This window comes from Vibrio sp. Isolate22 (assembly GCF_022398115.1).
Taxonomy (GTDB): Bacteria; Pseudomonadota; Gammaproteobacteria; order Enterobacterales; family Vibrionaceae; genus Vibrio.
In genome coordinates, this window is record NZ_JAKEUW010000047.1 from 1 (window position 1) to 14,471 (window position 14,471).

The following is a 14,471-nucleotide window of genomic DNA, read 5'->3' on the forward strand; positions in this document are numbered from 1 at the left end:
GTCGTGATAGCTAAATCACTGAACCGACGCGGCCTCCCACGCTTATTCTGTTTGCTTTGCGCCCACCCGCTTATTGCTTCTTCATCAATCCAAAAGGTCAGAGAACCACGGTTAATGAGTGATTGGTTGTATTGCTTCCAGTTGGTTGTTTTGTAACGAGGCTTAGGCATAGGACTACGAGAGAGAGTGGAGGTAGCTGATCAGATCGTAGGTTCTGGATTTAGTTCCATTGAATTACGCAACAAAGCCGCTTCAAGACTAACCTGATTGTCATCACCTGATTCCAACTCAACCACATGGTTAACTGGCAAAGGTGAAGTATCACTTTGATTAAGGTTTATATAGACGTGTTTGATACCAAGATGTCGAATGATCTTAACCTGAGCATCGTCTTTTATTTTAAAGCTATTGAATAGAAACGGGTGTTCATTCCACTTGACGGGAAGTCGTATATGTAGACCGGGCTGAATGCGATCTACGGTAATTTTTATGCTGCCCATTTTTATATATAACGTTGATTAATAACCTCTATTTATAATTCTAATAAAACCAAGCAGCAATTTCACTATCCTATTTCACAGGTTCAGTTTAAAGAATCGCAATGCACCATCCATCTTATACCGAACTTATCTTCAACTTTGCCAAACCTAGCCCCCCAAAACGTGTCTGCAAGTGGCGTCATAATTCGCCCGCCCTGAGTTAGTTTTTCAAAGATCTGTTCTTGGGTCGCGGTATTATCTGTAACAAGAGAAAGTGCAAGGTTGTTCCCTTCAAGTTCTTTAGCTTTAACCCCATCAGACATCATCAGCTTCATACCAAATGCCTCGAATTCAGCGTGCATGACCCAATCTGGCTGCGCTCCTTCTATTACTTGTGGAGCATCACTAAAAAGTTGTTTCGATAAGACCACTCCACCAAAGCATTTATGATAAAAATCCAACGCCTCGCCACAACGACCATCGAAAAATAAGTAAGGGGTTACTGTCAGCATATCTTTCTCCTCTATTGCTACTTTAAACATAGACAATAGAAGTGAGAATTACAGGTAACAGGCTGATTTAAGATGATTAATTTATTGAAGGTTATTAACACGATGGGAATCAATGAGATTTACGAGTGAAACATCAAGATTTAACTGATTCGTAGCTTGCATCCAAGCCGACACGCTGGATTTCAAATTCACAAACGCCCAAAACGATGAAAGGTCGCTATAAAAGCGACCTTTCTTTATATGATGCCGGTTTAGGCGGACTGATTGGACAGGCATTCCTGCAACTACCACGAAGGCAACGCTTTCCGATCTCCAGATACAACAAAGCCCCAACTTTCGTTGAGGCTCTGTCTTAAAATATGGTACCGGTAGGCGGACTTGAACCGCCACGCCCGAAGGCAACGGATTTTGAATCCGTCGTGTATACCAATTTCACCATACCGGCATTATCGTGGGCATTGCCCTGTCGATGTTTGACATTATACGTATGCAAGCTGATGTGGCAAGTCTAAAAACTTGAATTCACGTGTGTTTGCCGATAATTTCGCCACTAAGTCATAAGCTGTGCGTCATGTCTCTTTTCACGCCCAGCCTTAAACTATATTCTGACGCCTAAATTTTTGAAGAAGTAATAACACCATGACATCTACCAACACATTGCCACCAGCAGGAATGATGCGCCGATTCGGTGCTTTGTTCTATGACGCCCTTATCGTAATCGCTATTGAAATGATGGCGGCTGGCGTCATTATCGCTTTACTGCATGCGCTTATGGCTCTTGGCATTTTTGACCATAGTGGTTATGCCGATGTCAGTGACTTCCTAACCAACCACCCTATTTGGAGCCCGGTTTACACATTTTATCTAGTGGCGGTTTGGGTTTACTTCTTTGTGTTCTTCTGGACTCGAGCTGGTCAAACTCTGGGAATGAGGGCGTGGAAGCTTCGCGTCCAGAACAAAGATGGCTCTGCAATTACTGTCACTCAAGCGCTTATTCGCTTAGGAACTTCTGGTTTTGGTTTAGCTAATCTATGCGTTCCCTTAGATCCTCAAAAGCGTGGCTTTCACGATATCTGGGCGAAGACCGAAGTGGTTGTATTACCTCAAGCGCGATAGTATTTCTAAACAGCTTCAATCAAGATCAAAAAAGGAAGGCGTTATGCCTTCCTTTTTTATTTATAATTTCCGCCTCAAGAGCATCACGGCTATTCCGAGAAATACCACACTTGGGGCTATAGCACCAAAGGCCGGTGGTATCTGGTACACCAAGCTCACAGGGCCAAAGAACTCACTGGATATATAGAAGGTAAAGCCTGCGATAACACCAGATAGGATTCTTGCTCCCATGGTCACGCTACGCAATGGACCAAAGATAAACGACAACGCCATCAACATCATCACCGCGATAGAGATAGGCTGAGTTATCTTTCTCCACAATGCCAGTTCATAACGAGCCGCGTCTTGTTCTGACGCTTTCAGATAAGATACGTAATCATACAAACCACTTAATGACAGCTCTTCTGGTTTAACCGTCACGATCGCAAGCTTGTCTGGTGCGAGTGATGTTTTCCAAGTGTATGTTGGCAAATTCTCTTTCGTTATCTGCAGTTCATTTTCAAACGAAGTGACGACAACATCTTTCATCGTCCAAACGTTGTCTCCAACGTAATCAACCTCTTTAGAATAGATAGCGGTTTTCAAAGCCTTATTTTCATCAAAGCGCCACATGTTCATGCCATATAGCTTGTCATCGTCGATTTTAACAATAAAGATGAAATCATTGGCATCACGAGCCCAGACACCGCTTTGCGTGGAGATAATATTACCCCCTGCTATCGATATGGTTCTTAAGTCACGAGCCATCTTTTGCGCTTGAGGTGCACCCCATTGTCCTAATAGCGTCACCACTATCATTAATGGAATCGCTGTCTTAAGTACCGACAAACCGATATCAAGTTTAGAGAAACCCGCCGCCTGCATTACTACAAGCTCAGAGCTCGCCGCAAGCATACCCAATCCAATCAACGCACCAAGCAAGGCTGCCATTGGAAAGAACATTTCGATATCACGTGGGATACTCAACAAAACAAAGTACAGAGCTTGGAGCAGATCGTAAGTACCACGCCCCACCTTTCTCAGTTGCTCCACATACTTGATAATCCCTGAGAGGCCAACAAACGTCACTAACACCAATGACGTGGTTGCGATGATGGTTCTGCCTATATATAAATCGAGAATCTTAAACACGGCTTAAGCCAACCTCTTATTCTTGAATTTTTCTTTCAAACGCCTTACTGGCACGCTATCCATAAAGTTTGCACCAATCGCGACAATTAACAACAACGCATTGATTGGCCACATGCCGACTACTGCTGGGATACTGCCCTCTTCGATTGCTGATTTGGTTGCACTGATTGCCAAGAAGTAAGTCAGGTAAATCAAAATTGCAGGACCAATCTTAGCGAAGCGTCCCTGTCTTGGGTTTACCGCCGAGAGTGGCACAACAAGCATGGTCAACAATGGAATACAGAGTACCAATGAAATTCGCCATTGCAATTCAGCTTTTGCGCTGTTGTTTGGATTACCGACTAGATCAAGTGTCGGAATCGCTTCCCAGTCACGACCTTTCTTCTCTACTTCACGCTGACCAATCAAGCCTTCATATTCTTCGAAGTGTGTCACCATGTAATCAAGACGAGTTGGGACACCTTCATGACGAGTACCATCGTACATCACGATAACTTGGCGACCGTCACTGAGCTCTTTTACATCACCCGACTTCGAGTACATAACACTTGGAAGCACTGAATCACGCGGACGCATTTGAGCAACGAACACGTTTTCTAGCTTATTACCGTCGATATCATCGATGAACACCACAGACGAACCATCTGGCGTTCCTTCAAACTTACCCTTTGGTAGCAAATCAACACTGTTCTCTGCTGCCACTTCCTCATACATCTGTTCAACCTTGTCTTGCGACCAAGGGGACAACCAGAATGAGTTAAAAGCGGCAACCGATGCGGTAATCAAAGCTAAGTACAGTGCCGATTGAATCAGGAATTTGTTACCGATACCGGTCGCGTTCATGACCACTATTTCACTTTCAGCGTAAAGACGACCAAAAGTAAGCAAAATACCAATATAGATACTGAGCGGAAGCATCAATAAGCCCATCGCAGGCATATTAAGGCTGACGATCGACAAGATTAGACTCGCAGGGATAGCACCATCAGAGGCGTCCGCTAACACACTGATGAATTTTTGGCTGAGAAACACGAGAAAGAGAACAAAAAAGATCGCAAATTGGCTCTTGATTGTCTCGCGGATCAAATATCTAACAATAATCACGCTCAAATTACCTATACAAAACTTGTTTTTTTGATTGAATCACTATAATTTCCCGTTGAACCTTTTATTTTTTTAAATTTTTAGCTAAGTGTTAGCGTTCTTCTTTAAGGTTAGTTCCATTATAGGATCCAACAAGTAAGAACTCATTATCTAACATTTAGTTCGATTTGTCTTCAGGATGTAGGAGTACGCATGGAGTTCAGTGTAAAAAGTGGCAGCCCAGAGAAACAACGCAGCGCATGTATCGTTGTCGGTGTGTTCGAACCGCGCCGCCTTTCTCCAGTAGCCGAGCAATTAGATAAGATTAGCGATGGCTACATTAGTTCACTGCTTCGTCGCGGTGACCTAGAGGGTAAACCTGGCCAGATGCTACTGCTGCATCAAGTACCTGGTGTACTTTCAGAACGTGTTCTACTTGTAGGCTGTGGTAAAGAGCGTGAGCTAGGCGAACGTCAATACAAAGAAATTATTCAGAAAACCATCAGCACACTAAACGAAACAGGTTCTATGGAAGCAGTATGTTTCCTAACAGAACTGCACGTTAAAGGCCGCGATACTTACTGGAAAGTTCGTCAAGCGGTAGAAGCGACTAAAGATGGTCTTTACACATTTGACCAATTCAAGAGCAACAAGCCAGAGACTCGTCGTCCACTACGTAAATTGGTATTCAACGTACCAACACGTCGTGAACTGAGCCTAGGTGAAAAAGCGATTGCTCACGGTCTTGCTATTGCTTCAGGTGTGAAAGCATCTAAAGACCTTGGCAACATGCCACCAAACATCGCTAACCCAGCATACCTTGCATCTCAAGCTCGTCGCCTAGCTGACGACTTCGAAACCGTAACGACTAAGATCATCGGTGAAGAAGAGATGGAAAAACTGGGCATGACCTCTTACCTAGCGGTTGGTCGTGGTTCAAAGAACGAATCTATGATGTCTATCATGGAGTACAAGGGCGCACCAGATTCTGATGCAAAACCGATTGTACTTGTTGGTAAAGGCCTAACGTTCGATTCAGGCGGTATCTCACTTAAGCCTGGCGAAGGTATGGATGAGATGAAGTACGACATGTGTGGTGCTGCATCTGTATTCGGTACGATGAAAGCGCTAGCTAAACTGAACCTACCAATCAACGTTGTTGGTATTCTTGCTGGTTGTGAAAACATGCCAGGTAGCAATGCTTACCGCCCAGGTGACATCCTAACGACGATGTCAGGCCAAACAGTTGAAGTGTTAAACACTGATGCTGAAGGTCGCTTGGTTCTTTGTGATGCGCTAACTTACGTTGAGCGTTTTGAACCAGATTGCGTGGTTGATGTTGCAACACTAACTGGCGCGTGTGTTATTGCTCTAGGTCACCACATCAGTGGCGTTCTATCAAACCACAACCCGCTATCTCACGAACTTGTGAATGCTTCTGAGCAAGCAAGTGACCGTGCATGGCGTCTACCAATGGCAGACGAGTACCATGAGCAGCTAAACAGCCCATTCGCAGATATGGCGAACATCGGCGGCCGCCCAGGCGGTACTATCACTGCTGGTTGCTTCCTGTCTAAGTTCACGAAGAAATACCACTGGGCTCACCTAGATATCGCAGGTACAGCTTGGAAATCTGGCGCAGCAAAAGGCTCGACAGGTCGTCCTGTCTCAATGCTAGTCCAATTCTTATTGAACCGCAGCGGCCAAGAGACTGAAGAGCAATCTTCAAAATAATAAAAAGGGCCTACGGGCCCTTTTTTAATAAGCGCTATTTGTTAGGGTCTGTTGACCAAGTAAGATAAATAGCCACGATTTTTAGTTCGAGTATCAAGTATGCAGACAGCTACGTTTTACATAGTGTCATCAGACAGCCCACAAGCGAGTGAAGAAGGTTTCGCTAACTATGTGCTGTTTCTTGCTCAGCACTTTGCAAAACAAGGCGCTAAACTTTATCTCAACTGTAATGACAAAGCCCATGCCGAGCGTATCGCAGAGGTTTTCTGGCAAGTCGAACCCAGTGAATTTATTGCGCATAATTTGGTTGGCGAAGGCCCGAAGTATTCAACCAACATTGAGATTGGCTACCAAGGCGTAAAGCACAATTGGAATCGTCAGCTAGTAATTAATCTGGCCGATAATCATACAACCTTTGCGAACGCCTTTGCTCAGGTGATAGACTTCGTCCCTTGCGAAGAAAAAGCTAAGCAACTCGCTCGAGAAAGGTATAAAATTTACCGTCAGGCTGGATATCAGCTGCAGACTATCGAGATTCAACATCCATAGTCAAACCTCATAGATAAAGCTATCTTTGAATTTAGATTCAAGAAGCTTCACTTATGAAGTTTGACCACGATTAACCATTCACAGTATCCGTTTAAGAGCACTATGGAAAAGACATACAACCCAACATCAATCGAACAAGCTCTGTATCAGACTTGGGAAGAGAAAGGCTACTTTAAGCCACACGGTGACACATCAAAAGAAGCTTACAGCATCATGATCCCGCCACCGAACGTCACTGGTAGCCTACACATGGGTCACGCGTTCCAAGACACTATCATGGATACTCTAATCCGTGCTGAGCGTATGAAAGGTAAGAACACGCTTTGGCAAGTGGGTACTGACCACGCTGGTATCGCAACTCAAATGGTTGTTGAGCGTAAGATCGCGGCAGAAGAAGGCAAAACTAAGCACGATTACGGCCGTGACGCTTTCATCGACAAGATCTGGGAATGGAAAAACGAATCTGGTGGCACAATCACTAAGCAACTTCGTCGTCTAGGCGCATCGGTAGACTGGGACCGTGAGCGTTTCACTATGGATGATGGCCTGTCTAACGCTGTTCAAGAAGTGTTTGTTCGCTTATACGAAGATGACCTAATCTACCGTGGTAAGCGTCTAGTAAACTGGGATCCAAAACTGCACACAGCAATTTCTGATCTTGAAGTTGAAAACAAAGACAAAAAAGGCCACATGTGGCACTTCCGCTACCCGCTAGCAAACGGCGTGAAAACAGCTGAAGGCAAAGACTACATTGTTGTTGCGACAACTCGTCCAGAAACCATGCTTGGTGATACTGGTGTTGCAGTAAACCCAGAAGATCCACGTTACAAAGATCTTATCGGTAAAGAGATCCTACTTCCTATCGTTAACCGTCTGATCCCTATCGTAGGCGATGAGCACGCGGATATGGAAAAAGGCACAGGTTGTGTGAAGATCACTCCTGCTCACGACTTTAACGATTACGAAGTTGGTAAGCGCAACAACCTACCAATGATCAACATTCTAACGTTCAACGCAGACATCCGTGATGCGGCTGAAGTATTCACCACTAACGGTGAAGCTAGCGATGTTTACTCTACAGAACTTCCTGCTAAGTACCACGGCATGGAGCGTTTTGCTGCTCGTAAAGCGATCGTTGCTGAATTCGAAGAACTTGGTCTTCTTGACGAAATCAAAGATCACGACCTAACTGTTCCTTACGGCGACCGTGGTGGCGTGGTTATCGAACCAATGCTAACTGACCAATGGTACGTACGTGCTGCACCTCTTGCTGAGCCTGCTGTTAAAGCGGTTGAAGACGGTGATATCCAGTTCGTTCCTAAGCAGTACGAAAACATGTACTTCTCTTGGATGCGTGACATTCAAGACTGGTGTATCTCTCGTCAACTTTGGTGGGGTCACCGTATCCCGGCATGGTACGACAACGATGGCAACGTATACGTAGGCCGTACTGAAGAAGAAGTACGTGCAAACAACAACCTTGCACCTGTTGTCGTTCTTCGCCAAGACGACGACGTACTAGATACATGGTTCTCTTCTGCGCTTTGGACTTTCGGTACTCAAGGCTGGCCTGAGCAAACTGAAGACCTGAAGACATTCCACCCTTCAGATGTTCTAGTAACAGGCTTCGACATCATCTTCTTCTGGGTTGCGCGTATGATCATGATGACCATGCACTTCAACAAAGATGAAAACGGTAAGTCGCAAGTACCATTCAAGACAGTTTACGTAACGGGTCTAATCCGTGACGAAAACGGCGACAAGATGTCTAAGTCTAAAGGTAACGTTCTTGACCCTATCGACATGATCGATGGTATCGACCTTGAGTCTCTAGTAGAGAAGCGTTGTGGCAACATGATGCAGCCTCAGCTAGCGAAGAAGATCGAGAAGAACACGCGTAAGACTTTCGAAAACGGTATCGAACCATACGGTACTGACGCGCTACGTTTCACACTTGCTGCTATGGCTTCAACTGGCCGTGACATCAACTGGGATATGAAGCGTCTTGAAGGTTACCGTAACTTCTGTAACAAGCTATGGAACGCAAGCCGTTACGTACTGATGAACACAGAAGAGCACGATTGTGGCATGTCACTATCTGCAGAAAACCGTGCAAACATGGAATTCTCTCTAGCAGATAAGTGGATTGAATCTCAGTTTGAACTAGCAGCGAAAGAGTTTAATGCTCACCTAGACAACTACCGTCTAGACATGGCAGCAAACACGCTTTACGAATTCATCTGGAACCAATTCTGTGACTGGTACCTAGAGCTAACTAAGCCAGTTCTATGGAAAGGTACAGAAGCTCAGCAACAAGCGACTCGCTACATGCTGATCACCGTTCTAGAGAAGACACTACGTCTTGCTCACCCAGTGCTTCCTTACATCACTGAATCTATCTGGCAGAGCGTTAAGCCGCTAGTAGACGGTGTTGAAGGCGACACTATCATGACTCAAGCGCTTCCTCAGTTTAACGAAGAGAACTTCGACGCTGAGATCGTAGAAGACATCGAATGGGTTAAGACTTTCATCACTGCTATCCGTAACCTACGTGCAGAGTACGACATTGCACCTAGCAAAGGTCTAGAAGTAATGATCAAGGTTGCTAACGAGAAAGACTCGGCACGTATCGAAGCAAACAAGGTAGTTCTAAACTCTCTTGCTAAGCTAGATAATCTAACGGTTCTTGCAGACAACGCTGAGACGCCTGCATGTGCGACTAAGCTAGTTGGTCAATCTGAGCTGATGATCCCAATGGCAGGTCTTATCGACAAAGATGCAGAACTTGCCCGTCTTGATAAAGAAGTGAAGAAAACGCACGGCGAAATCAAGCGTATCGAAGGCAAGCTGGGTAACGAAGGTTTCGTTGCTAAAGCTCCTGAAGCGGTTATCGCAAAAGAGCGTGAGAAGCTAGTGGGTTACCAAGAGACACTAACTAAGCTTGAAGAGCAAAAAGCGACTATCGCAGCTCTTTAATCCTCGCTTAATGAGAAGCCTTTAAACTTCTTACTACAGATAAAAAGGTTGGCCTTATGGTCAGCCTTTTTTTATGCCATTGGACTTATCACCGAATATCAGCACTTTCCAAACTCTGCCGACACTTTGATAGTTTTTGCCTATCAAATTAATCTCTAATATCCACTTCACTTAATGATAATGATTCTCAATAATGGTTCTATCGAAACAACACAACGATTGAGTAATTATCATGAAAAAGACACTAACCTTTGCTGCATTACATTTTACTATCGCATTTAGTGTCGCTTACGTACTAACAGGCGACATCTTAATTGGTAGCTTAATTGCCATGATTGAGCCCTCTGTAAATACGGTCGCCTTCTATTTTCATGAAAAGGCGTGGGCTCAAGTTCCAGCGCTTAAAGCTCGTCAGTGGATGACCAAATTAAAAACCGCAAGCTTTGCGACCATCCACTTCAGTGTTGCTTTTACCGTGGTCTACTTGCTAACTGGTGATGCCTTTGTTGGTGGTATGATGGCGATGCTAGAGCCCACTCTAAATACAGTCGCGTACTACTTCCATGAAAAAGTGTGGTTACGTAAATCAGGCGCTCAAGCACCACAATTTTGCGTTCACCAACATGCTTAAAATAGAGCGAGTCACCTCCTCTATTTTATAACTAACGAGTTCTCATCATTGACAATATTGCGCACCGCAATTAAATTAATTGCGGTGCGCAACTTTATTTCAAGATGCAAGGAAACAAGGTAAGTGATGATGAATGCTCGACAACTAAGACACTACTCCCGCCAAGCCGTTCGCTTACTGGGTATGCTCGATAAGCAATGTGGCGAAATAGCCCTAACCCCAGTCCAAGCTCATGCATTAGGAGAAATTCAACTCCAACCGCTGACGATCAACCAACTCGCACAACGATTGAATGTCGACAAGTCGAATGCCAGTCGTACTGTCGCAGGGCTAAACAAGTTAGAGTTGACCGACAGTATCGAGAATCCGAATGACAAACGCAGTCAAAAAGTCACTCTTACCAAACAAGGACAGCAGGTGCTGTCTAAGCTCGATCAGCAACAAAACGCTTTCTTCGACAATATGCTAGAAGCCCTGAGTGAAGATGAGCAGCAACAGTTAAAGCTTGGGTTAGAGGTTTACCTCAAAGGGCTAACTAAAGTCTGCCAAGCTGACGAGTTTGTATTGCGCCCACTCACTCAAGCTGACAACGAACAAGTTGCCGATGTCATTCGACAAGTCTCTGCCGAACATGGTCTAACTGCAGACAAAGGCTATGGTGTATCTGACCCAACACTTGATGACATGTACTCTGTGTATGACCAAGAAAATGCGATGTACTGGGTGATTGAGTATCAAGGTGAGGTTGTAGGCGGCGGTGGCTTTGCCCCACTAGCAGGTCGACCAGAGGTATGTGAGCTACAAAAGATGTATTTCTTAGCACAGACTCGCGGACAAGGGCTGGCAAAACGCATCGTCGCTTTAAGTTTAAAGCTTGCCAAGCAAATGGGTTATCAACAGATGTACTTGGAAACAACAGAGTGTTTGGGAGCTGCGATTAAGCTTTATGAAGCGCTAGGCTTTGAGCACCTAGAGAGTGCTTGGGGAGAAACGGGCCACGACGCTTGTGAAGTGGTCATGGCCAAAACGTTATAGTGCAGCTTCTAGCGTAAAAAATTACTCACACAAGATGCAGGATTAAGTGCAACAAAAGAACTCTCTTTTTGCCCATCGAGCTCAACTTCTAATTGATATAAATGCTTAGGGTTAGGCTTATCAACATTAAAGACAATCGGTGCTTCAACTTGGAATACAACGCCAGTGTGTTCTGCACGTACATCTATCGGCATCACCAGTGTCATACCATCGAACTTAATTGATGCCGATACCAGCCCTGCTTTAAGCGTCTGGTAGATCACATCCACTTTAAACTCACAACCACCGCCGTGGTGCCAGATCTGCTCAGTGACGATTTGGTCCAGCTTCACATTGCGAACAAACTGCAGATAAGGAGCTTGCCAAATACCCATTCGAGAGTCTGATTTAGCAATGGATGACGAAGACAATGGCTCATCCATATCTTCTTCGAGCAACAACCCTTCCTCTTCTTCAAGAAACAGGATCTCAAAGCGGTTTCGACCAGGCTGCATATAAGGGCGAATATCTTTACGGTACTCTTCTTGGCTGCCATCACAATCAAAGACTGCCACACCATTGAGTCGTACTTCAGCAAAGTAATCGACACCCGCGACGACTAGCTCAACAAAGGGGCAAGCCAGCATCGCATCATCGACTTCAATGTCGTGCATTAAATGCCACTCTTGCTCTACGATTTGCTCTTCACTCAAGGTATCAGGGAGCTTTGAACTCAACGGAGCCGGAAAGGTAATGTCATCTTGTGGAATAGAAAGATCCGTCAATGGCGAAATTTGCCAAAGACCATCGAGAAGTAACCGCATATCATTCCTTGAGCCAGATCAATTTTGACCGCATTATAATGAATGAATGCATTTAAAGACATTTATTTTTCTGAGGATAAAAAAATGCCAGCTCAAGGCTGGCACTTTTCAAACTGGGAAGAAATTACTCTTCGCCTTCATCATCTTCTTCAGGGTAGATAGCATCTTCACCTTCGTAGTAAGTGCCCCAACCGTCGTAGATAATGTCGAATTTCTCTGCAAGATTCACAAGCTTCTCAACTTGCGCATCGATCGCTTCTGCGTCTAGAGCTGACTGCATAGTCGCATCACAACAAAGTAGCTTGTTGCCATCTTCGTCTTCTGTCTCTTCAGCTTCAAGTACTTCAAAGCCCATTTTGAATGCTTCAACAACGGCTTTCTCAAGCACTTCGAAATCTTCAGCAAATAGGTGATGCTCGATATCGTATAGAGCTTCAGGATCGCTACCATCTTCAATTAGTGCTTCAATGATGTCGCGAGTCTCTTCCTTTTGAAATTCAATTAATTCCGCTACTGATAGATATTCATCTTCGTGAGACATGTGTCTGCTCCAGAGTGTTGACTATGAAAAGATCAAATTTGATTGCCACGAAATATGGCACGGATCGTCCAGAAAAGCCACCCAGATCAGGCCTAGAAAGATAAGTTTATCGCTAGATAGCAGAGGTAATATCAATTCAAAAGTGAAATCAAAATCACAGAAACAAATTTTCAACATTTTATTAACTAGCGACTATTTCAGCATTTCGTCTCTATTGTCACTTTTGAACATATTAAATAGAAATTGCGTGCTTAGTCATGGTGAATGCATACGATGAACTGGTTTTGAGATGCATAAAACCTCAAGTTGCTCTCAAAAAGTGCATAATAGTGAATAAAAAATCATTAATAATAAGCAAAATAGATTTCAGGCAGACCGCAGATAGAGCATAGATCCGCAAAAATGTTGTTCCATGCCAAACGCACACAATTGGAATTTAACACCTATTTTTCAACTAAAAATGGTTTTTAGCTCGGATAATTTCGAAAATACTTCACTTTTACACGAGCTCTAAAACTTGCATATTACGATCAAGCTTGTCATAAATAGACGCTGGATTAAAAGTAAGGATGCAAAATGAGTAAGCTGTACGTTGGCTCCGAAGTCGGTCAATTAAGACGAGTTCTCCTAAATCGACCTGAAAGAGCACTCACCCACCTCACCCCTTCTAACTGTCATGACCTTCTATTTGATGATGTGTTGGCTGTGGAAGCTGCTGGTGAAGAACACGATGCCTTTGCAGAGACACTACGTAATCAAGACGTAGAAGTGCTGCTACTGCACGATTTATTGGTAGAGACGCTTGCCGTACCTCAAGCTCGCGAATGGCTGCTAAACACTCAAATCTCAGATTTCCGTTATGGGCCTACTTTTGCCCGTGACCTAAGAAACTATCTTGCTCAAATGGATAATGAGCATCTAGCGACAATCTTACTAGGTGGCTTGGCTTATTCAGAGCTTCCTATCAAATCATCATCGATGCTTCCTAAAATGCATCGCCCACTAGATTTCGTTATCGAGCCACTTCCGAACCACTTATTTACACGTGATACTTCGTGTTGGGTTTATGGCGGTGTATCGCTAAACCCAATGATGAAGCCAGCACGTCAACGTGAGACAAACCACCTGCGTGCTATCTATCGCTGGCACCCAGTGTTTGCAGGACAAGACTTCATTAAGTACTTTGGTGATGAGGACCTTCATTACGATAACGCCAACATTGAAGGCGGCGATGTACTGGTTATTGGTAAAGGCGCGGTACTTATCGGTATTTCTGAGCGAACCAAGCCACAAGGTGTTGAGAACTTAGCGGCGAGCCTATTTAAGTCAGGGCAAGCAACCGAAGTCATCGCTATCGATCTACCGAAGCACCGTTCATGTATGCACCTTGATACCGTAATGACACACATGGATATCGATACCTTCTCTGTCTACCCAGAGATCGTTCGTAAAGATTTAGACACATGGCGTCTAACACCAAAAGAGAATGGTGAGATGCGCGTAGAGAAAGCGGAAAACTACCTGTCAGCGATTGAAGGTGCGCTTGGCCTTGATCAGCTTAAGATCATCACCACAGGTGGCGACAACTACGAAGCTGAACGTGAACAGTGGAATGACGCCAACAACGTACTAACCGTGAAACCAGGCACGGTTATCGGTTACGAGCGTAATGTTTACACCAACGAGAAGTACGACAAGGCAAGTATCGAAGTTCTAACGATTCCAGGTAATGAACTGGGGCGTGGCCGTGGTGGCGCTCGTTGTATGAGCTGCCCTATCGAAAGAGACGGTATCTAAGCGGATAGCTCTATAGAGTAAAAATACAATAACTCATCTAGGCCAGTACCATCGTACTGGCCTTTTTTATGAAATTAATAAAAT

13 protein-coding genes, 1 tRNA gene and 1 pseudogene are annotated in these 14,471 nt (G+C 44.5%); 7 read left to right on the forward strand and 8 right to left on the reverse strand.

Features of this window, described 5'->3' with window-relative positions; translation table 11 throughout:
* The 4 genes and pseudogenes from L1D55_RS20385 to L1D55_RS20400 all read right to left on the reverse strand — a co-directional run.
* Window positions 1–170 (reverse strand): transposase (locus L1D55_RS20385; protein ID WP_239917014.1); only part of this gene is annotated, 170 nt, incomplete at its 3' end.
* Window positions 171–251: 81 nt separating this feature from the next.
* A pseudogene (locus L1D55_RS20390) lies at window positions 252–500 on the reverse strand (DUF3391 domain-containing protein); the annotation flags it as partial.
* A gap of 83 nt (window positions 501–583) precedes the next feature.
* The gene (locus L1D55_RS20395; RefSeq protein WP_239918642.1) at window positions 584–991 is read right to left on the reverse strand and encodes a VOC family protein; all 408 of its coding nucleotides are present in this window, start codon (window positions 989–991) and stop codon (window positions 584–586) included.
* Window positions 992–1,351: 360 nt separating this feature from the next.
* Window positions 1,352–1,436 (reverse strand) — tRNA-Leu (locus L1D55_RS20400).
* Between the two features lie 194 nt (window positions 1,437–1,630).
* Between L1D55_RS20400 and L1D55_RS20405 the strand changes: the two genes are divergently transcribed.
* Window positions 1,631–2,107, forward strand: a complete 477-nt coding sequence (locus L1D55_RS20405; protein WP_004738663.1) for an RDD family protein — start codon at window positions 1,631–1,633, stop codon at window positions 2,105–2,107.
* 60 nt (window positions 2,108–2,167) lie between these two features.
* Here the strand turns inward: L1D55_RS20405 and lptG are convergent, their stop codons facing one another.
* Window positions 2,168–3,238 (reverse strand): LPS export ABC transporter permease LptG, encoded by a 1,071-nt coding sequence (gene lptG, locus L1D55_RS20410; RefSeq protein WP_105025884.1) that lies wholly within the window; start codon window positions 3,236–3,238, stop codon window positions 2,168–2,170.
* Window positions 3,239–3,241: 3 nt separating this feature from the next.
* Complete coding sequence (gene lptF / locus L1D55_RS20415; protein ID WP_032498526.1) at window positions 3,242–4,342, reverse strand: LPS export ABC transporter permease LptF; 1,101 nt, start codon at window positions 4,340–4,342, stop codon at window positions 3,242–3,244.
* Between the two features lie 192 nt (window positions 4,343–4,534).
* Between lptF and pepA the strand changes: the two genes are divergently transcribed.
* The 5 genes from pepA to L1D55_RS20440 all read left to right on the forward strand — a co-directional run bounded on the left by pepA (window position 4,535) and on the right by L1D55_RS20440 (window position 11,246).
* On the forward strand, window positions 4,535–6,055 hold the full coding sequence (gene pepA, locus L1D55_RS20420; RefSeq protein ID WP_004738667.1) for a leucyl aminopeptidase: 1,521 nt from the start codon (window positions 4,535–4,537) through the stop codon (window positions 6,053–6,055).
* A 99-nt stretch (window positions 6,056–6,154) separates the two neighbouring features.
* Window positions 6,155–6,604, forward strand: coding sequence for a DNA polymerase III subunit chi (locus L1D55_RS20425; RefSeq protein WP_004738668.1), 450 nt, complete (start codon window positions 6,155–6,157; stop codon window positions 6,602–6,604).
* Window positions 6,605–6,706: 102 nt separating this feature from the next.
* The gene (locus tag L1D55_RS20430) at window positions 6,707–9,580 is read left to right on the forward strand and encodes a valine--tRNA ligase (protein WP_239918643.1); all 2,874 of its coding nucleotides are present in this window, start codon (window positions 6,707–6,709) and stop codon (window positions 9,578–9,580) included.
* A 232-nt stretch (window positions 9,581–9,812) separates the two neighbouring features.
* Window positions 9,813–10,211, forward strand: coding sequence for a DUF2061 domain-containing protein (locus L1D55_RS20435; protein WP_239918644.1), 399 nt, complete (start codon window positions 9,813–9,815; stop codon window positions 10,209–10,211).
* A 129-nt stretch (window positions 10,212–10,340) separates the two neighbouring features.
* Window positions 10,341–11,246 (forward strand): bifunctional helix-turn-helix transcriptional regulator/GNAT family N-acetyltransferase, encoded by a 906-nt coding sequence (locus L1D55_RS20440; protein ID WP_239918657.1) that lies wholly within the window; start codon window positions 10,341–10,343, stop codon window positions 11,244–11,246.
* Between the two features lie 8 nt (window positions 11,247–11,254).
* On the opposite strand, the gene L1D55_RS20445 is transcribed toward L1D55_RS20440, so the two are convergent.
* A complete protein-coding gene (locus L1D55_RS20445; protein ID WP_239918645.1) occupies window positions 11,255–12,049 on the reverse strand; it encodes a hypothetical protein in 795 nt (264 codons plus the stop codon).
* A gap of 124 nt (window positions 12,050–12,173) precedes the next feature.
* Window positions 12,174–12,590, reverse strand: coding sequence for a ribonuclease E inhibitor RraB (gene rraB / locus L1D55_RS20450; RefSeq protein WP_004738675.1), 417 nt, complete (start codon window positions 12,588–12,590; stop codon window positions 12,174–12,176).
* Between the two features lie 576 nt (window positions 12,591–13,166).
* Here rraB and arcA point away from each other — a divergent pair.
* Complete coding sequence (gene arcA / locus L1D55_RS20455; protein WP_239918646.1) at window positions 13,167–14,387, forward strand: arginine deiminase; 1,221 nt, start codon at window positions 13,167–13,169, stop codon at window positions 14,385–14,387.
* The last annotated feature ends 84 nt before the right edge of the window (window positions 14,388–14,471 follow it).